The organism is uncultured Roseobacter sp. (genome assembly GCF_947491795.1).
GTDB lineage: Bacteria > Pseudomonadota > Alphaproteobacteria > Rhodobacterales > Rhodobacteraceae > Roseobacter.
Genome location: NZ_CANLKW010000004.1, coordinates 40,664 through 58,409, shown reverse-complemented (window position 1 = coordinate 58,409; position 17,746 = coordinate 40,664). Strand labels below are relative to the sequence as shown.

Here is a 17,746-nt window from a genome sequence, read left to right as displayed (position 1 = left end):
GAGAACGGAGTCCGATCATGACCACCCCGCAATTCACCCCGCGTGTCTTTTCCGGCATTCAGCCGTCGGGCGGTCTGACGCTGGGCAATTACCTTGGTGCGATCAAAAGGTTCGTACAGATGCAGGAAGAGGGTATGGAGACCGTCTATTGCATGGTCGACCTGCATGCCGTCACCGTCTGGCAGGATCCGGCCGATCTGGCAAAGAACACGCGTGAGCTGGCGGCCGGGTTTATTGCCAGCGGGATCAGCCCGGAGAAATCTATTCTGATCAACCAGAGCCAGGTGCCGGAACACGCGCAGCTGGGCTGGGTGTTTTCCTGTGTCGCGCGCATGGGCTGGATGCAGCGTATGACCCAGTTCAAGGACAAAGCCGGCAAAAATGCGCAGAACGTATCTCTGGGCCTTTTCGGGTATCCGGCGCTGATGGCAGCCGACATTCTGATATACCACGCAACACATGTGCCGGTGGGCGAGGATCAGAAACAACACCTTGAGCTGACACGTGACATCGCGACCAAGTTCAACCATGACTACGGCGTAGATTTTTTTCCGATCACAGAGCCGGTGATCGAGGGCGCCGCCACGCGCGTTATGAGCCTGCGCGACGGATCCAAAAAGATGTCCAAGTCTGATCCGTCAGATGCCAGCCGCATCAACATGACCGATGGTGCAGACACCATCGCGAAAAAAATCCGCAAGGCCAAAACCGATCCCGATGCATTGCCTTCCGAGGCGGCAGGTCTGCAAGACCGGCCCGAGGCGCGCAATCTGGTGAATATCTACGCCGCGCTGAGCGAACAGAGCGTGGATGCGGTTCTGGCGGATGTGGGCGGTCAGCAGTTCGGTGCTTTCAAGCCACAGCTGGCGGAACTGGCTGTCTCCAAACTGTCCCCGATTTCGAATGAGATGGCGCGGTTGATGGCCGATCCCGGCGAAATCGACCGTATTCTGGCGAAAGGCGCGGTTCAGGCGCGGGAAATCACAGCGCCGATCCTGGCGAAAACCTACGAGATTATGGGAATGGTGCGCTAAGCCTTTCGGAAACTGCGCACCAGAAATGACAGGCGGATCGGTCTGGCGGTCTGCTGCCATGTGTGCAGCTGTACGGCATCCGCCGCGTTGATTTTTGCGCGCGCATCTGAGATTACCAGCACGCCTGCGGTAAAGAACGCTGCGCTGAACGAGAAAATGCCGTTTGCGCCCGTCATATACATGCCCGACAGGAAAGCCCGGGAATCCGGCGTAAAGAGGCCGCTGAAAAAGAGGCTGAGCGCCAGCGCCATGCCCGCAGCACTTACGATCAGCACGATTGTCAGACGCCGGGCCCAGCGAAACGGGCGTAATACCTGCAGCGGGTTGTCCCGGTCCTGCCCGTAGTGAAGCCAGATGCCCAAAGCAGCGCCAAGCAGCCCGGACAGGGCGACAAAGAAGAAGGCGGTCCACATAACAGCAACACACAGAACCAGCGCCAGGCAGAGCGACACCCTGCCGGTCTGTCCGGAATTCATGACTTTGTGGACCAGGTCAGATGGTGACGGGATGTTTTTGAAACGTGTCATTTCCTTAGCCCCTCAGAACAAAGGATAAAATAGCACGCCAGGCGCATTCTGTCTTACAGTTTTCCCGTCAGAGGCGAAAATCTGCCGACGGCTTCTCTGAATTTGCACACAGCCGCTGCGCTGTACTGCATCTGGCATTGCTTTGAATGCGCCCTTACCTCTGTGCTCAGAACCGGAACCGAAAGGACAAAAGCATGGCTTCACCGTCTCATCCCAGCGTCGGGCATATCCACCTGAAGGTTGCCGATCTTGACCGTGCAATTTCCTTTTACCGGGACGTTCTCGGCTTCGAGGTCACGCAAAGGTATGGGGATCAGGCGGCCTTTCTGGGGGCCGGAGGATATCACCACCACGTTGGTCTGAACACATGGCACAGCAAGGCAGGTCCGGCACCGGCGCCCGATGCCACGGGGTTGTATCACGGTGCATACCTGTACCCGGACCGTGCTGCACTGGGCGCCGTGATCAGGCGGGTTCTGGCTGCGGGTTACGCCCTCGATGGAGCGGCGGATCATGGTGTGAGCGAGGCCGTGTATCTGCGCGACCCGGACGGCAACGGTGTTGAGCTCTATCGTGACCGCGCGCCTGCAGATTGGCCACGTGACGCGCAGGGCGGGCTGGCCATGGTCAACGACCCTCTGGATGTGGAGGCCCTCATCAGTGAGGCGGACTGATCCCGGGTTCTGCACAATGGACAAAACACTTTCACCAGGCCAGTTTCCCCCCAAACGGAGAACGGGGGCACGACCATGACCACAGGGTTTTTTCATGACGAAAGGTGTTTCTGGCACGCCGGTGGAAATTATGCCTTTACCATTCCGCTGGGCGGTCACGTGCAGCCTTTGGCGGCAGGCGGGTTGCCGGAAAATCCGGAAACCAAGCGCCGTCTCAAAAACCTGATGGATGTCACCGGCATCACAGCCGATCTGTCCATGCGCAGCGCTCCGGCGGCGACCCGCCAGGACATGCTGCGTGTACACCCGGCAAGCTACCTGGATGCGTTCAAAGAGATGTCTGACGCAGGCGGCGGAGAGATCGGCCGCGCCACCCCCTTTGCCCGGGGCGGATACGAAATTGCAGCATTGTCTGCGGGCCTTGCCAAATCCGCAGTTGCGGATGTTCTGCGCGGCGATCTGACCAATGCCTATGCGCTGTCGCGTCCGCCGGGGCATCACTGTCTGCCGGACTTTCCCAACGGGTTTTGCCTGCTGGCCAATATCGCCATTGCGATCGAAGCTGCACGCGCAGAGAACCTTGCACGCCGGTTTGTCGTTCTCGACTGGGATGTGCACCACGGCAACGGAACCGAAGCAATTTTTTATGACCGGGATGATGTGCTGACCATTTCGCTGCACCAGGAAGGCAACTACCCCCTGGATACCGGTTATGTGACCGACCGGGGAGAGGGTGCAGGACACGGGTATAACGTCAACCTGCCGCTGCCTGCCGGAACGGGCCACACCGCCTATCTGCACGCTATGGAAAGCGTTGTGATCCCGCAGATCACTGCATTTAAGCCCGATATCATTATCGTGGCCTGCGGTTTTGATGCCTCTGCGATTGATCCGCTGGCGCGGATGCTTGCGACCGCCGATACATTCCGGCAGATGACCCACCAGATCAGGGAAGCCGCCGAAACACTGTGCGACGGGCGTCTTGTCCTGGTGCATGAGGGCGGGTATTCGGAGGTTTATGTGCCATTCTGCGGACATGCGACCCTCGAAGCTCTTTCAGGCAGTGCGGTCACTGCGCCCGACCCGATGGCGCATGCCCTGAACATCCGCCAACCCGGGCCACGTTTCGATGCCTTTCTCAGGTCCGAGATCGATCATCTCGCCGGTCAGCTCTGAAGACACGGAGGATTTTGAATGCCAGCACCCAATCCAGGCGCCACCGCGTTTTTGCAGACACGCCGCTCGCGACCGGCCAAAACGCTGCAAATGCCCGTTCCGGATGCGACACAGATCGCCGCGCTGCTGGAAATGGCCGCGCGCACGCCGGACCATGGCAAGCTCGAACCCTGGCGCTTTGTCGTTATCGAACAGCCCGCAATGGCGCGACTGGCCGGGGTCGTCAGCGATCGGGGTGCCGCGCTCGGCCTTGATGCAGAACAGATCACGAAAGGGCGCAATCAGTTTGATCAGGGGCTGCTGGCCGTTGCGGTCATAGAAGTGCAGAAACCCTCGGAAAAAATCCCCGCGCTGGAACAGACTTATTCTGCCGGCGCTGTTTGTCTCGCTCTGCTCAACGCAGCCCTGGCGGCAGGATGGGGCGCGAACTGGCTGTCTGGCTGGCCCAGCCATGACCGCGGGTTCATGACGGATGCTCTGGGCCTTGCAGCGCACGAGCGGATTGCCGGATTTATTCACATCGCAACCGAGACAACCGCCCCGCCGGAACGCCCGCGACCAGACACCAAAGCCATCACCAGCTGGATGGACGCATGATACTGGACGCCTTCTTCCGGTCCCTGGGGCAGCTTTCTGATCCCAGATTTCGAAGGGTTTTCCTGACGGGCATCATCCTGACGCTTGCACTGCTTATCGGTACGTCGGCCGGATTTGTATGGCTTATCGGCTGGATTGTCGGCGAGGAAACGACGCTTCCGCTGATCGGCGAGGTCCGCTGGCTGAATGATCTTGCCAGCTGGGGCTCGGCGCTTTTGCTCGCAGTGTTGTCCATCTTTCTGATGGTGCCTGTCGCCTCGGCCATTACGTCAATGTTTCTGGAAACCGTGGCTCAGGCCGTCGAGGATGAACATTACCCGCGTCTGGGGCCCGCAGAGCGTGTCCCGTTTGGCGACGCTCTGCGCGATACGATCAACTTTCTCGGAGTTCTTGTGGGTGCGAATATCGTCGCCCTGATACTGTATGTATTGTTTGCACCCTTTGCGCCCTTTATTTTCTGGGCGCTGAACGGCTTTCTTCTGGGCCGGGAATACTTCACTCTGGCGGCAATACGCAGGGTTGGCCGCACGAAAGCCCGCGCGTTGCGCAACCGTCACAGTATCCGGATATGGGTGGCCGGGATCCTGATGGCCGTGCCACTTTCAATCCCGTTGCTGAACCTGCTGATACCGATCCTCGGTGCCGCGACCTTTACCCATCTGTTCCATCGGCTGGCGCCTCAGGCGCCATATGACCGTACCAGTCCAGATCCCTGACAGAGACTACTTCTGACAGAATGATCCCGGCGACAATCGCCCAGACTACGAGGCTGATGGCTGTCGTAAGCTTTGCCTTTTTGCCCAGGTTGTGAACCTCCGGCGCTCCGGCATGTGTGCCAGGTACAATCTCCCCCAGATCTCCCTGGGTTTTGACGCGGAACGGCAGGATAATCAGAAATGTCATCGACCAGATGACAGCAAAGAGTACAAGTGCGGATGTAATGCCCATGCTGCCTCTCAGACCTGCTCAAGTTCTACAAGACAACCATTGAAGTCTTTGGGGTGCAGAAACAGCACAGGCTTGCCATGCGCACCGATCTTTGGCTCGCCGGTGCCCAGCACCCGGGCACCGGTTGTGACCAGATGATCCCGCGCTGCCAGAATATCCTCCACTTCGTAACAGACATGGTGAATGCCACCCGAAGGGTTTTTGTCCAGAAAACCCTGGATCGGGCTGTTTTCTCCGAGCGGGTACAACAGCTCAATCTTAGTATTTGGCAGTTCGATAAACACAACGGTAACCCCGTGATCCGGTTCATCCTGCGGCGCACCGACACGCGCGCCAAGCGCCGTGCGGTACTGTTCCGACGCGGCCTCCAGGTCAGGGACAGCGATGGCGACGTGGTTCAGGCGTCCAATCATGTTCGGCTCCGATAAATATCTTCTGTGCGTATATGCTGCGCGCGGGACTGCTGCGCAAGTGACGCACCGCCGCAGGCAGGCGAACACGCATTAACCGGCTGTTAGTCATGTATGCGCCATGCTGAGTCGCGACCCCGAGTCACCTGCCTGGAGACCACAATGGACAAAACAGACCCTTTTGCACCGGTAATTCCGACGCCGACGGCCCTGCGACCACTGTTGGGACTGACCGTACTGGTGATTGAAGACAGCCGGTTTGCCTGCGAAGCAATGCGCCTTTTGTGCCTGCGCAGTGGCGCGCGTATCCGTCGTGCGGACTGTCTGAAGTCGGCCCGCCGACACCTGCAGGTCTATCGCCCGTCGGTGGTGATTGTCGACGTCGGTCTGCCCGACGGCAACGGCCTCGATCTTATTGCAGAACTGACGCAATGCGACCCGCGGGTGGATGTTGTGCTTGGCACTTCGGGCGATCCTGATGCGCAGGCGCAGTGCATGGCATCCGGAGCAGACGGATTTCTGGAAAAACCGATTACCTCTTTGTCGGTTTTCCAGCAGGCCGTTATCGCCAACCTGCCACCCGACCGTCAGCCGGCAGGGCTGCGCGAAGTTTCCGACGATCAGATCAGTCCGGACATCATGGCGTTTCAGGATGACATGGCACATATCGCCGGCGTTCTGGATGATCAGTCGGACGATACAACACTGGATTATGTCGCACAGTTCCTGGGTGGGGTTGCGCGGTCAGCGCGCGACGATGGCCTGGAAAAAGCCGCCGCTGCGATCGCCGCTAAACGCGCGGCCGGAAAGTCAGCTGCATCAGAAGCCGCACGACTATCCGAGCTTATCCAGCAGCGCCTGACGCGCAAGCTGGCCATCTGAGCCAGGGCCGTCAGCCTCTCAGTATCGGATCAGATGCAACCCTGACCGGCGCCGTAAGCGTGGCCAGAGATGTCACCTGATGTCCGTTTTCATCAAAGTTCTCCGGTGACAGCCACGCCCTGTATGCCAGATCCAATGCTGGCCACTCCGCATCAATTATCGCGAACCAGGACGTGTCGCGATTGCGGCCTTTGACAACCGTCGCCTGGCGGAAAACACCCTCAAAGCTGAAACCGAGCCGCTCTGCGGCTCGACGCGACGGAATATTCAGCGCGTTGCATTTCCATTCATACCGCCGATAGCCGTTTTCGAACGCCCAACGCATCATCAGATACATCGCCTCCGTCGCTGCAGGTGTTTTCTGCAACGCCGGACTGTAGTTGATGTTCCCAACCTCGATCGACCCGTTGGCCGGATCAATCCTCAGATAACTCGCCACCCCTTCCCACCTGTTGGTCGCAAAGTTGCGAATCGCGAAAAAGAGATGGCCGGGTGTGCTGACCGTCGCGCGTATCCAGCTGTGGTAGCCGTCGTAATCTGCAAAGGGGCCGTAGGGCAGGTAATCCCAGACTGCGTCCGCATCATGATAGGATTCAAAAAGCTCCGGCCCGTGCACATCGGGATCGAGCGGCTCCAAATGAGACCATCGTCCGGACATAGTCTGGCGCACAGGTGCGGGTGGCGGCGTCCAGTCGGGAACCACAGCGCCGAACTGCGGTGCATCAGTTTCTGTCATCGCCACCGCCCCCTGTCAGATCGTCTGTTACTCCTGCGGAATCACCCGTAGCCCAAGCTCCATCAGCTGATCGCTCATGGGCTCTGAGGGTGCCGCCATCATCAGATCCTCCGCACGCTGGTTCATCGGGAACAGGATCACTTCGCGAATGTTCGATTCCTCGGCGAGCAGCATAACGATACGGTCAATACCAGCCGCGCAGCCACCGTGCGGGGGCGCACCATATTGGAAGGCGTTGACCATGCCGCCAAAGCGTTTACGCACTTCTTCTTCACCGTATCCGGCAATTTCAAACGCCTTGAACATGATCTCGGGCCGGTGGTTCCGGATCGCGCCGGACACCAGTTCATAGCCGTTACAGGCCAGATCGTACTGATACCCCAGAACCTCCAGCGGATCGCCCTGCAGCGCTTCCATGCCACCCTGCGGCATCGAGAACGGGTTATGTTCGAAGTCGATACGCCCGGTCTCGGCATCTTTTTCATAGATCGGGAAATCAACGATCCACGCGAATGCAAAGCGGTTTTCGTCCGTCAGGCCCAGTTCGGCGCCGATCACGTTCCGGGCTTTACCGGCCACAGCCTCGAATGTCTTTGGCTTACCTCCGAGGAAGAAGGCAGCATCGCCGACACCCAGCCCCAGCTGCTGCCGGATTGCTTCAGTGCGCTCTGGTCCGATGTTCTTGGCCAGCGGGCCCGCGGCTTCCATTCCCTCACCCTGATCGCGCCAGAATATATAGCCCATACCAGGCAGGCCCTCTTTCTGGGCAAAGGCATTCATCCGGTCACAGAATTTGCGGCTGCCGCCACCAGGTGCCGGTATTGCACGGATTTCGGTGCCCTCCTGCTCCAGCAATCTGGCAAAGATCGCAAAGCCAGATCCGGCGAAATGTTCGGACACCACCTGCATTTTGATGGGGTTACGCAGGTCGGGTTTGTCCGAGCCATACCAGAGAGCCGCATCTTTGTAGGAAATCTGCGGCCATTCCTGATCCACGGTTTTACCACCACCAAACTCTTCGAAAATGCCGCTCAGAACCGGCTGAATGGTGTCAAACACATCCTGCTGGGTCACAAAGCTCATCTCCAGGTCAAGCTGGTAGAAGTCCGTGGGCGAGCGGTCTGCGCGTGGGTCTTCATCGCGGAAACAGGGTGCGATCTGGAAATAACGGTCAAATCCGGACACCATGAGCAGCTGCTTGAACTGCTGCGGGGCCTGCGGCAGCGCATAGAATTTTCCGGGGTGCAGGCGGCTGGGCACCAGGAAATCGCGCGCGCCTTCGGGGCTGGATGCTGTTATGATCGGTGTCTGAAACTCGCGAAAGTTGCTGTCCCACATCCGTCGGCGAATTGAAGAGACAACATCCGAGCGCAATGCCATATTCTTTTGCATCTTTTCACGGCGCAGATCCAGGTAACGGTACCGCAGACGTGTTTCCTCCGGGTACTCCTGATCGCCGAAAACCTGCAGCGGCAACTCACCTGCCGGGCCAAGCACTTCGATGTCGCGCACGAAAACCTCGACAGCACCTGTCGGGATTTTTTCGTTCACGAGCGACGCGTCGCGTGCTTTGACTTCACCGTCGATGCGGATGCACCATTCAGCACGGACTTTTTCGACTTCTGCAAAGACGGCACTGTCCGGGTCGCACAGCACCTGAGTGACACCATAATGATCGCGCAGGTCGATAAACAGAACGCCCCCATGATCCCGCACACGGTGCACCCATCCGGACAGGCGGACGGACTGGCCAACATTTTCAACGGTCAGGTCGGCACAGGAATGGCTGCGATAGGCGTGCATAGGTATCCCTCCGGGGGTCAGATTTCGCGCCAGATACACTCGCTCGCGCGGCAGAAGTCAAGGTGATGCGGGCTGCGGCTACGGATAATTCAAACAGAGCAACAGGCTTTTGGTGATGTGCCGTCATCTGGCCTGGAAAGAGTACGGTCACTTCCCGGAAGAATAGCTTTCCAGATCGAACTCGCGAACGCCCCTCAGATAGCTGAGTGCCTGGGCCCGTTTGCGGCGCGACAGCAGCGTCAGCGGCGACAGCAGTTTCGCTGTCGCCCGCAGGTAGGCCTGCAAACCCGGAGCAGATTTACCGTGCTTTGTTTCGACATAGATCCGTGACTGGGCAATCAGATAGGCCTTGAGTTGCGCTGTCGCCACGGAGCCTCCAGACGATTTTCCGCCCAGATGCATCAGTTTTGCCGCATGCTCCAGACGCAGCTTTCCACCCGCCTGCTGCAAGCGCACAGACAGGTCATCATCCTCGTGGTACAGGAAAATCGTTTCATCAAATCCACCGATCGCCTCGAACGCCGCCTGCCTGCAAAACAGTGCCGCACCGTGCAGCAACCGGACCTCAACGCTCAGATCATTGTCCGTCCCACCATAAGACCTGGGCGTCCAGTCACGCCGGGGCAGCAGTGCCGAGCGGCGGTTCAGCCGGATACGCCCCCTGCTGTTCAGAACCGCAGGGTTGAAGGCAACGGCTGCGGGATGCGCATCCGCAGCCTTTACCAGCAGCCTGCAGCAATCCGGCGTCAGCGTTGCATCGGGGTTCACAAAAAAGATGAACTCCCTTGTGTTGCCGGCAGCACCGGCATTGCAGCCGGTGCCAAAACCCCGGTTCTGTTCCAGACGGATCAGGCGCACGCCTGCTTCTTCAACGATCCTGCAGGTGTCATCGGTGCTGTTGTTGTCGGCGACGACGACCTCGACACCCTCTGGGACACTGTCCAGAAGATTACCGATCACGCCGGCGCTGTTGTAAGTGACCGTCGCGATGCGGATACGGTTGTGCATGGGTCCTGCCTGGAGGTTCAGCTGCGCAAAATATGTTTGGCCGCCGGTTCGGGAACCGGTGGCGCTGGTGGCTCTTTATGCGGTACCGGAACCGACGGTTTCCCGGTCCTGCTCAGGCACATTCAGCGTCGACCAGGTATCGTCCTGAGGCGGCGCGGGCGGAGTTTCGCAAGCGCGGCGATGGATGTTTACCTTGGCAATAAAATTGGCCGAAATGGGCGCTGTCACAAAAAGAAAGCCCATGATCAGCAGTTCATGCAGCGACCCCTCGGCAAACGTAAACGAGTAGATGACCGATGCCAGCAGCATGGCACCGACACCGACGGTGCCGACCTTGGTGGGTGCGTGCAGACGGGTCATGGAATCGTTGAATTTCAGCAATCCGATAGAGCCAACGAGGGTAAAGCCCGCGCCGATAAGCAGGCAAAGGGCCGCAGCCCAGGATCCGATAACTTCCGGTATCATTCGATGATATCCCCCCGCAGCACAAATCGTGTGTAGGCAACCGTGGATACAAAGCCGAGCATGGCGATGATCAGGGCGACCTCAAAATAAATGCCGGTCCCCTGAGAAATTCCGAGCAATACGATCAGGCCGATGGCATTCACCACCATCGTGTCCAGCGCCAGGATCCGATCACCGGTGTCGGGGCCCACAACCAGCCGGATCATCGCCAGGATCTGGCCGATCACGACCGAAACAAACGCTATCACAAGCGCGATGTCCAGAAAATCAGTGGCGGGATTCATTGGAAAATCTCCTTGAGGCGGCGCTGATACCGGTCGTTTATTTCTTCACGAACGGCATCAGGATCATCTGTGTGCAATACGTGAACCAGCAGGCTGTGACCCTCATCAGACAGGTCTGCTGACACAGTTCCCGGGGTCAGGGTGATCGTACCGGCCAGCAGCGTGATTGCTTCAGGCTCGCGCAGTTCCAGCGGGATAACGATCCAGGCAGGTTTCAGCCTGGAATTGGGGACGGTCAGTACGATCCAGGCCACCTGAACATTGGCCACAAGGATATCCCATATCACGATAATACTGTACCGGATCATGCGTCCCATGTGGAAACCGCGCGGTGATTCCGGCCACCAGACAGAGGTTATCCAGGGGATAATCACGCCCAGAATCACACCAAAGACAATCATGCCAGCAGACACATTGTTCTGCAGCAGGGTCCAGACCACAGCCAGCAACAGCGTCAGAAGCGGGTGTGGCAGCAGCCAGCGATAAGCTTTGCTCAGCATGTCAGTGGCCCTCCTTTGGCTTGCTAAGTTTGCCCGGTGTTTCCAGAACGGTCGAGATGTAGGTATCGGGCGCGAAAAGTTCCGCCGCGATGCCAGAAGTATAGCGGTGCACGGGACCGGCAAAAACGGTATGTGCGACCAGCAGTGCAAGGAGCCCGCCCACAGCGGCATAGGACAGTACCGTCGGCGTGGTGGGCTCAGGGGCTTCGGGATCCGGTTCAATACTGCGGCACTTCCAGAATACGACGCTGCCGGCACGGGCAAAACCGACAACGCTGATCAGGCTGGAAATCAGGATCACTGCCCAGATCCATGCCACGCCCTGAGCGTCGAAGGCTGCATTCATGACCAGCAGCTTGCCCAGAAAGCCCGACAGCGGCGGCAGCCCCGCCATCGCAATTGCCGCCGCAAAAAACATCATTGCGGTAACTGTTCCCCCGGCGACGGGCGGCTGTGGCGTAAGCATCAGGTCGCGCCGTCCGGTACGGACCAGATCCGAAATCAGGAACAGCGCACCGGCGGCAAGCGTCGAGTGCACGATATAGTAAAGGGCCGCAGCGATGCTGACAGGGGTCAGAAGCGAGATCGAGATCATCACCATGCCCATGGATCCGATGACCGAATAGGCGACAAGCCGGTTCAGCTCCTTTGCCGCAAGCACACCCACCATACCAATCGCCAGTGACACAAGCGCGGCGGGCATCAGCCAGGTTTCATGCAATCCTGCAGTGATCTCCAGATCCGGATGGAAAACTATCGTATAGACCCGGATGATCGCATAGGCGCCAACCTTGGTCATGATCGCAAAAAGAGCCGCCACAGGGGCGGGCGCTTCGGCATAGCTTGATGGCAGCCAGAAGTGCAGCGGGACAAGCGCCGCCTTGATTGCAAACACCAGTAACAGCAAAACGGCAGCCACCCGGATACCCACTGTCTCTGCCGGGTCAATCAGGGCCACGCGCTGCGCCAGATCGGCCATATTGAGTGTCCCGGTTTCGGCATATATCGATCCCAGAGCAAACAGAAACAGCGTCGAGCCCAGCAGATTGAAGAGCACATACTGCACCCCGGCGCGCAGTCTTGCGTTTCCGCCCGAGTGAATCATCAGCCCGTAGGACGCGATGAGCAGAACCTCAAAGAAAACAAAGAGGTTAAAGAGGTCACCGGTCAGGAATGCACCCATGATGCCCATCAGCTGGAACTGATAGAGCGCGTGGAAATGCCGCCCCCGGTCATCCCAGCCGGACCCTATCGCATAGAGCAGAACGAAAAGTGCCAGGACAGATGTCAGCAGCACCATCATGGTGGACAGCTTGTCGCCGACCAGGACGATACCGAAGGGTGCTGCCCAGTCACCCAGCTGATAGAGCGTGACCGTACCGTCAGAAGCCTGCCACATCAGGCCGGCAGCAACCGCAATCAGCGCAAGCACACCCGCAACAGAAAACACACGCTGAATGCCCAGATGGTAGCGCGCGGCCAGAACGATGAACGGCGCCATCAGGGCCGGAATAACGACGGGTGCAATGATCCAGTGAATCATGTGGCGTCCCTCCCGCCCTCAGAGGTGGGATCGGCCGGATCATCCACATGGTCATCGTCTGACCCCAGATAGGCCCCCAGCGCAATCATGACGACCACAGCCGTCATGCCAAAAGAAATAACGATGGCCGTCAGAACAAGCGCCTGCGGCAGCGGATCTGTATACGTTTCGACACCTTTTTGCAGGATAGGAGGTGCGCCGACGGTCAGGCGCCCCGAGGCAAAGAGAAACACGTTCACCGCATAGGTGAGCAGCGAGATGCCCAGAATGACCGGAAACGTGCGCAGGCGCAGCATCAGATAGATGCCCCCTGCCGTCAGTACGCCGATCGCAGATGCTACGAGAAGTTCCATGTTACGCCTCCCCCTCTGCTGATGCCGGATCATCACGCGACGGGTCGATATCCATCGGGTGTTCGCTGTCGCGCACATGCGCACGCCGCGCCAGGCGCGAGAAGCTTTCAAGCGACAGCATCACGGCACCTACGACTGCCAGAAATACACCCAGATCAAACAGGGCCGCTGTTGCCAGCTCAAACTCCTGGAACGGGGGGATGCGCACGTAGGTAAAGTCTGAGGTCAGGAAAGGTTTGGCGACAAACCAGGACCCGATGCCCGTCAGACCCGCGATCAGCACACCGGCGCCGATGATGCCGTGGTAGGGATAGCGCAGACGCGCAGAGGTCCAGCTGAAACCACTGGCCATGTACTGCATCACCACGCCGATCGACACGATCAGGCCCGCGATGAAACCGCCACCAGGTTCGTTATGCCCGCGGAGGAAGATGTAGAAGCCGACCATAAGGACCACAGGCATGATCACACGGGTCAGCACCACCATCATGGTCGGGTGCATATCGCCCGCCAGCGGCTTGTCCGGCTTGCGGTTGAGCAGCCGGGCGCGCACCGGGCCGGACAGCAGCGTTTCAGTCAGCGCATAGATCAGCAAGGCGGCAATCCCCAGCACGATGATTTCGCCATAGGTGTCAAAACCCCGGAAGTCGACCAGGATGACGTTGACCACGTTGGTACCGCCACCGCCCTTGTAAGAGTTCGCCAGGTGGAACTCGGAGATCGGCGTCGCGATGGCATCGCGCATCAGGTAATGGAAGGACAGGCCCATTGTTGCCAGCCCACCGGCAACAGCGACAACAGCGTCGCGGGTTCTGCGCATGGCATCGCTTTCAACCGGCGTGTGATTTGGCAGAAAGTTGAGCGCCAGCAGCAGCAGAATGATTGTCACGACCTCGACGGTGATCTGCGTCATTGCAAGATCGGGCGCGCTGAAGAAAACAAACCCCACAGACACCATGAGGCCCGCAATGCCGATCAGAACCAGAGACAACAGGCGGTTGCGGTGCTGGAAGACGAGCGCAACAGTCGCAGCCACCAGCATCAGCCAGCCCGCGATAGGCACAGGACCTGCAGGCTGCATCGTGCGCGTCGCTTCACCGACCGTGCCCGTGGCCCACGCATGATATCCTGCAGCAATCACGGTAATCGCCATGATCGCGCCATAGCGCGAAAAGGCGCCGTTGTGCAGCCGGTGGCTGAACCCCTGTGCGGCGGCCACAACGCCGGCAATCAGCCCTTCAAAGATTGTTTTGGCCTCTGGGCGTGGAGCCGCATCCCAGAAACGCAGTGCCGGGCGGAACGCAAACAGCAGCAGAATGCCGCCCGCAACCGCGGCCATGGACATAAACAGCGCGGGCACCAGACCGTGCCAGATTTTGAAGTAGGCTTTGGGGACAGTCGCGGTGTCGCCCAACACAGAAGCCGTAACTATTTTGACAAAGGGTTCAGCAAGGAAAGGAGCGACGCCGATGACAACGACCAGCACCACAAGGATTGCGGGCGGCAGCCACATCCCCGCACCGGGATCATGCGGCTTGGCCGGATAATCGTCGCGCTTTGCACCGAGGAATGTGTGCGCAATCAGGCGGAATGAATACGCCGCTGAAAAAAGCGAGCCGACAACGGCCAGCGCCGGCACCAGCCAGTGAGACCCGAAGAGCACCGTGTGATGTGCCTCTTCCAGCATCATTTCCTTGGACAGAAAGCCATTGAGCAACGGAATACCCGCCATAGACAAGGCCGCAATTGTCGCAATCACAAAGGTAATGGGCATCAGGTGACGCAGGCCACCCAGTCGTCGGATGTCCCGTGTATGTGCTTCATGATCCACAATACCGGCGGACATAAAGAGGGCCGCCTTGAACGTCGCGTGATTGAGAATGTGGAAAACAGCCGCCATCGCGCCAAAGGCCGTGCCCGTCCCCAGCAGCATTGTGATGAGGCCCAGGTGGCTGACAGTGGAAAAGGCAAGAAGCGCTTTGAGGTCATGCTTGAAGAGCGCAATGACCGCCCCCAGAACCATCGTCACGAGACCTGCCGTGGTCACGATCATGAACCATTCCGGCGTGCCCGACAAAACCGGCCACATCCGGGCCATCAGAAAGATACCCGCTTTGACCATCGTGGCGGAGTGCAGATACGCCGACACCGGCGTGGGCGCGGCCATGGCATGCGGCAGCCAGAAGTGGAAAGGGAATTGAGCAGACTTGGTAAAACAGCCCAGCAGGATCAGGAGAAGTGCCGGCAGATAGAGCGGGCTGTCCTGGATCAGTTCGCGGTTCTGCAGAATAACGCTCAGATCATAGCTGCCTGCAATCTGGCCCAGGATCAGCATGCCACCGACCATCGCCAGCCCGCCCATGCCCGTAACAGTCAGTGCCATCCGTGCGCCCTGCCGCCCTTCGGGCAGATGCTTCCAATAGCCGATCAACAGGAAAGACGACAGCGAGGTCAGCTCCCAGAAAACCAGCAGAAGCAATATGTTATCGCTCAGAACAATGCCGACCATCGCGCCCTGAAACAGCAGCAGATAGGTAAAGAATTCACCCATATTGTCATCGCGTGACAGATAGAACCGCCCGTATGTGATGATCAGCAGCCCGATCCCAAGGATCAGCAGCGCAAAGAAAAAGCCCAGCCCGTCGAGCATAAGCGTGAAGTTCATGCCCAGAGCAGGCAGCCATTCTACCCCCGTCTGTACAACCTCGCCCGCAAACACGGCAGGTGCGTTGGTCAGCAGTCCGATAAAGGCTGCGAGCGACACGGTGAAGGTAACACCTGCACAGGCCTGACGCCCGGCGGAATTCATAAGTCCCGGCAGCAATGCACCAAGGAAGGGAAGGGCAACGATAAGGAAGAGGGACACGCGAACTCCTGATCTGCAGGCCTTTGAAAGTTCATACCTAAATGTGCCACTTTCCGCCTGATCTCAAGGGAAACCGACAATAACTGTCACGTTTTACGCGAAATCTGCACGACAAAGCGGGTTTGCGCGCGGTACCGGGGAATCTTACCGTCCGTCGCCCGAAGGCAGCACCTGGCCGTAAATCAGCGTTTCAGGCCCGCTTCCCGGATCTGGCTGAGAGTCTGTCCCGGTGTAAGTGCTTCGGCGGACACTCTCAGATCGAGCACGGCACCGCTGTCCGACGCCAGCGCACGTTCGAAAGCACCGGCAAATTCGTTCGTCGCGGAAACGGTTTCCGAATGAAACCCGTAGGCCTTGGCCAGGGCCACAAAATCCGGGTTTTCCAGGGTCGTCCCGGACACCCGTTCAGGATAGAGCTTTTCCTGATGCATGCGGATCGTCCCATAAACTCCGTTGTTGAGAATAAGGATAATGGGGCAGGCACCGGCCTGGGCTGCGGTGCCAAGCTCCTGACATGTCATCTGAAAGTCACCATCACCGGCAAAACAGACAACGGTGCGTTCCGGGTGTGCCACCCTCGCCGCGATTGCCGCCGGTACGCCGAAACCCATGGCACCCGACTGCGGAGCAAGCAGCCGCTGTTTTGGACCATACCGAAAAAATTTGCCCGGCCAGGCTGCGAAATTCCCGGCGCCGTTCGTCAGGATGGCATCATCAGGCAGGCGGTTCCGCAGATGTGCCATCACAGTGACCATATCAATCGGGCCCGGCTGCTGCGGTGCGTTTAACCCTGTCTCATAAGCCTCACGCGCCTGCGCTCTCCATGTGCGTCCGGTGACAGTTTCGGCGCAGCCTGCCAGTGCTTTTGAAAACGCGTTGGGCCCCGCATGTACTGCAACATCAGGAGCATAGATTTTGCCGAGTTCCGCATCTGAGGTATGCACATGAAAAAGCGTCTGCGTCGGGACGGGCACCGAGAGAAGCTCCCAGGCGCCGGTTGTCATCTCGCCCATGCGCACATTAAGGGCCAGAATGACATCGCTTTCGCGGATCAGTTTCTGCGTTGCCGGGTTCATGCCGACACCTGCCTCGCCGGCATAGCAGGGATTATGGTTGTCGAACTGATCATGAAACCTGAACGCCGCAACAACAGGAATGTCCGCGCTGGTGGCAAAGTCTTCCAGCGCCGTACGGCCCTGCTCGTGCCACCCCTGGCCACCGGTGACAATCAGCGGACGCTCCGCCGCGATCAGTCGGTGCGCAATGTCAGATACCGCAGCGGGCGATGGTTCAGGTTCCGACACTCTGACCGGTGCGACCAGCGCCGGAACGTCTGACCAGGCCGACAGTACGTCCTCTGGCAAAGCGACCACGACCGGGCCGGGCCTGCCGGAGACTGCCGTCGACCAGGCACGCGAGACATACTCCGGAATGCGGCTGACATCCGGGATCTCTGTCGCCCACTTTGCAACCGTGCCGAAAAAAGCGCGGTAATCGATCTCCTGAAATGCCTCGCGATCTCTGTCCGCAGTACCGACCTGCCCGATAAACAGCAGCATGGGCACGCTGTCCTGCATTGCGGTATGTACCCCGATGGACGCGTTGGTGGCCCCCGGCCCGCGCGTTACAAAGCAGATACCGGGCGTGCCCGTCAGTTTGCCCCAGGCCGCCGCCATAAAGGCGGCGCCACCCTCTTGCCGGCAGAGCGTGAAATCAAAGGCACCTGCGGTGTCGTGCATGGCATCGAGAGCTGCAAGATAGCTTTCACCCGGGACACCAAAGCTCTGGCGCGCGCCCATTCCCATCAGACATTCGATTAAAATCTGTCCGCCGTGTCGTTGTGTCATATCCGTGCCAGTCTGCGATCCGTTTCACCGGGACTTAAACACCGCTCCGACATCGGGTCGAGAGCAAAGCGGTGATCACAGCAGGCCCAGGGG

General features: G+C 58.9%; 19 protein-coding genes. 6 read left to right on the top strand and 13 right to left on the bottom strand.

The genetic code is table 11. The annotated features are described in order from the left end of the window. Nucleotides 1-17 precede the first annotated feature (17 nt). Nucleotides 18-1,034 carry a tryptophan--tRNA ligase gene (trpS, locus tag Q1A34_RS16835; protein ID WP_300036921.1) on the top strand — a complete coding sequence of 339 codons (1,017 nt, stop codon included), beginning with the start codon at nt 18-20 and terminating at the stop codon, nt 1,032-1,034. Here the strand turns inward: trpS and Q1A34_RS16830 are convergent. Further along, nucleotides 1,031-1,561, bottom strand: coding sequence for a hypothetical protein (locus tag Q1A34_RS16830; protein ID WP_300036918.1), 531 nt, complete (start codon nt 1,559-1,561; stop codon nt 1,031-1,033). The genes trpS and Q1A34_RS16830 overlap by 4 nt on opposite strands. Before the next feature lie 194 nt (nt 1,562-1,755). Here Q1A34_RS16830 and Q1A34_RS16825 point away from each other — a divergent pair, with 194 nt between their 5' ends. The 4 genes from Q1A34_RS16825 to Q1A34_RS16810 all read left to right on the top strand — a co-directional run bounded on the left by Q1A34_RS16825 (nt 1,756) and on the right by Q1A34_RS16810 (nt 4,724). Beyond that, nucleotides 1,756-2,235 (top strand): VOC family protein, encoded by a 480-nt coding sequence (locus Q1A34_RS16825; protein WP_300036915.1) that lies wholly within the window; start codon nt 1,756-1,758, stop codon nt 2,233-2,235. Nucleotides 2,236-2,310: 75 nt separating this feature from the next. Then, complete coding sequence (locus tag Q1A34_RS16820) at nt 2,311-3,411, top strand: class II histone deacetylase (RefSeq protein ID WP_300036913.1); 1,101 nt, start codon at nt 2,311-2,313, stop codon at nt 3,409-3,411. A gap of 18 nt (nt 3,412-3,429) precedes the next feature. Continuing rightward, nucleotides 3,430-4,008 carry a nitroreductase family protein gene (locus Q1A34_RS16815; protein WP_300036910.1) on the top strand — a complete coding sequence of 193 codons (579 nt, stop codon included), beginning with the start codon at nt 3,430-3,432 and terminating at the stop codon, nt 4,006-4,008. Beyond that, a complete protein-coding gene (locus Q1A34_RS16810) occupies nt 4,005-4,724 on the top strand; it encodes an EI24 domain-containing protein (protein ID WP_300036907.1) in 720 nt (239 codons plus the stop codon). Before Q1A34_RS16815 ends, Q1A34_RS16810 begins: the two co-directional genes overlap by 4 nt. On the opposite strand, the gene Q1A34_RS16805 is transcribed toward Q1A34_RS16810, so the two are convergent. Next, complete coding sequence (locus Q1A34_RS16805; RefSeq protein WP_300036903.1) at nt 4,660-4,956, bottom strand: DUF1467 family protein; 297 nt, start codon at nt 4,954-4,956, stop codon at nt 4,660-4,662. The two genes, Q1A34_RS16810 and Q1A34_RS16805, sit on opposite strands and share 65 nt — an antisense overlap. A gap of 8 nt (nt 4,957-4,964) precedes the next feature. Further along, complete coding sequence (mce, locus tag Q1A34_RS16800; protein WP_300036900.1) at nt 4,965-5,369, bottom strand: methylmalonyl-CoA epimerase; 405 nt, start codon at nt 5,367-5,369, stop codon at nt 4,965-4,967. Between the two features lie 159 nt (nt 5,370-5,528). On the opposite strand from mce, the gene Q1A34_RS16795 reads away from it, so the two are divergent. Next, nucleotides 5,529-6,248: a response regulator gene (locus tag Q1A34_RS16795; RefSeq protein WP_300036897.1), complete on the top strand. Its 720-nt coding sequence runs from the start codon at nt 5,529-5,531 to the stop codon at nt 6,246-6,248. A 10-nt stretch (nt 6,249-6,258) separates the two neighbouring features. Here Q1A34_RS16795 and Q1A34_RS16790 read toward each other — a convergent pair whose 3' ends face one another. The 10 genes from Q1A34_RS16790 to Q1A34_RS16745 all read right to left on the bottom strand — a co-directional run bounded on the left by Q1A34_RS16790 (nt 6,259) and on the right by Q1A34_RS16745 (nt 17,653). Next, nucleotides 6,259-6,984, bottom strand: coding sequence for a GNAT family protein (locus Q1A34_RS16790; protein WP_300036894.1), 726 nt, complete (start codon nt 6,982-6,984; stop codon nt 6,259-6,261). A 27-nt stretch (nt 6,985-7,011) separates the two neighbouring features. Next, complete coding sequence (gene aspS, locus Q1A34_RS16785) at nt 7,012-8,787, bottom strand: aspartate--tRNA ligase (RefSeq protein WP_300036891.1); 1,776 nt, start codon at nt 8,785-8,787, stop codon at nt 7,012-7,014. 147 nt (nt 8,788-8,934) lie between these two features. Beyond that, nucleotides 8,935-9,795 carry a glycosyltransferase family 2 protein gene (locus Q1A34_RS16780; RefSeq protein ID WP_300036888.1) on the bottom strand — a complete coding sequence of 287 codons (861 nt, stop codon included), beginning with the start codon at nt 9,793-9,795 and terminating at the stop codon, nt 8,935-8,937. A 75-nt stretch (nt 9,796-9,870) separates the two neighbouring features. Next, a complete protein-coding gene (locus Q1A34_RS16775; protein WP_300036885.1) occupies nt 9,871-10,260 on the bottom strand; it encodes a Na+/H+ antiporter subunit G in 390 nt (129 codons plus the stop codon). Then, nucleotides 10,257-10,544, bottom strand: coding sequence for a K+/H+ antiporter subunit F (locus tag Q1A34_RS16770; RefSeq protein WP_300036882.1), 288 nt, complete (start codon nt 10,542-10,544; stop codon nt 10,257-10,259). The genes Q1A34_RS16775 and Q1A34_RS16770 overlap by 4 nt, the downstream gene beginning before the upstream one ends. Continuing rightward, entirely contained in the window at nt 10,541-11,041 is a 501-nt protein-coding gene (locus Q1A34_RS16765) for a Na+/H+ antiporter subunit E (RefSeq protein ID WP_300037555.1), read from the bottom strand. The genes Q1A34_RS16770 and Q1A34_RS16765 overlap by 4 nt, the downstream gene beginning before the upstream one ends. Before the next feature lie 4 nt (nt 11,042-11,045). Further along, nucleotides 11,046-12,587 (bottom strand): monovalent cation/H+ antiporter subunit D, encoded by a 1,542-nt coding sequence (locus Q1A34_RS16760; RefSeq protein WP_300036880.1) that lies wholly within the window; start codon nt 12,585-12,587, stop codon nt 11,046-11,048. Next, complete coding sequence (locus Q1A34_RS16755; RefSeq protein WP_300036878.1) at nt 12,584-12,940, bottom strand: Na+/H+ antiporter subunit C; 357 nt, start codon at nt 12,938-12,940, stop codon at nt 12,584-12,586. The genes Q1A34_RS16760 and Q1A34_RS16755 overlap by 4 nt, the downstream gene beginning before the upstream one ends. A gap of 1 nt (nt 12,941) precedes the next feature. Beyond that, nucleotides 12,942-15,806 carry a monovalent cation/H+ antiporter subunit A gene (locus Q1A34_RS16750; protein WP_300036876.1) on the bottom strand — a complete coding sequence of 955 codons (2,865 nt, stop codon included), beginning with the start codon at nt 15,804-15,806 and terminating at the stop codon, nt 12,942-12,944. A 182-nt stretch (nt 15,807-15,988) separates the two neighbouring features. Beyond that, nucleotides 15,989-17,653, bottom strand: coding sequence for a thiamine pyrophosphate-binding protein (locus Q1A34_RS16745; protein WP_300036874.1), 1,665 nt, complete (start codon nt 17,651-17,653; stop codon nt 15,989-15,991). Between the last annotated feature and the right edge of the window lie 93 nt (nt 17,654-17,746).

Excerpts from the sequence above, each read along its gene's own strand:
- Q1A34_RS16745 (WP_300036874.1), bottom strand. The coding sequence starts at position 17,653 with ATGACACAACGACACGGCGGACAGATTTTAATCGAATGTCTGATGGGA.
- Q1A34_RS16775 (WP_300036885.1), bottom strand. The coding sequence starts at position 10,260 with ATGATACCGGAAGTTATCGGATCCTGGGCTGCGGCCCTTTGCCTGCTT.
- Q1A34_RS16805 (WP_300036903.1), bottom strand. The coding sequence starts at position 4,956 with ATGGGCATTACATCCGCACTTGTACTCTTTGCTGTCATCTGGTCGATG.
- Q1A34_RS16795 (WP_300036897.1), top strand. The coding sequence starts at position 5,529 with ATGGACAAAACAGACCCTTTTGCACCGGTAATTCCGACGCCGACGGCC.
- Q1A34_RS16815 (WP_300036910.1), top strand. The coding sequence starts at position 3,430 with ATGCCAGCACCCAATCCAGGCGCCACCGCGTTTTTGCAGACACGCCGC.
- Q1A34_RS16770 (WP_300036882.1), bottom strand. The coding sequence starts at position 10,544 with ATGAATCCCGCCACTGATTTTCTGGACATCGCGCTTGTGATAGCGTTT.
- Q1A34_RS16790 (WP_300036894.1), bottom strand. The coding sequence starts at position 6,984 with ATGACAGAAACTGATGCACCGCAGTTCGGCGCTGTGGTTCCCGACTGG.
- Q1A34_RS16780 (WP_300036888.1), bottom strand. The coding sequence starts at position 9,795 with ATGCACAACCGTATCCGCATCGCGACGGTCACTTACAACAGCGCCGGC.
- Q1A34_RS16810 (WP_300036907.1), top strand. The coding sequence starts at position 4,005 with ATGATACTGGACGCCTTCTTCCGGTCCCTGGGGCAGCTTTCTGATCCC.
- trpS (WP_300036921.1), top strand. The coding sequence starts at position 18 with ATGACCACCCCGCAATTCACCCCGCGTGTCTTTTCCGGCATTCAGCCG.
- Q1A34_RS16820 (WP_300036913.1), top strand. The coding sequence starts at position 2,311 with ATGACCACAGGGTTTTTTCATGACGAAAGGTGTTTCTGGCACGCCGGT.
- Q1A34_RS16830 (WP_300036918.1), bottom strand. The coding sequence starts at position 1,561 with ATGACACGTTTCAAAAACATCCCGTCACCATCTGACCTGGTCCACAAA.
- Q1A34_RS16825 (WP_300036915.1), top strand. The coding sequence starts at position 1,756 with ATGGCTTCACCGTCTCATCCCAGCGTCGGGCATATCCACCTGAAGGTT.
- Q1A34_RS16755 (WP_300036878.1), bottom strand. The coding sequence starts at position 12,940 with ATGGAACTTCTCGTAGCATCTGCGATCGGCGTACTGACGGCAGGGGGC.
- mce (WP_300036900.1), bottom strand. The coding sequence starts at position 5,369 with ATGATTGGACGCCTGAACCACGTCGCCATCGCTGTCCCTGACCTGGAG.
- aspS (WP_300036891.1), bottom strand. The coding sequence starts at position 8,787 with ATGCACGCCTATCGCAGCCATTCCTGTGCCGACCTGACCGTTGAAAAT.
- Q1A34_RS16760 (WP_300036880.1), bottom strand. The coding sequence starts at position 12,587 with ATGATTCACTGGATCATTGCACCCGTCGTTATTCCGGCCCTGATGGCG.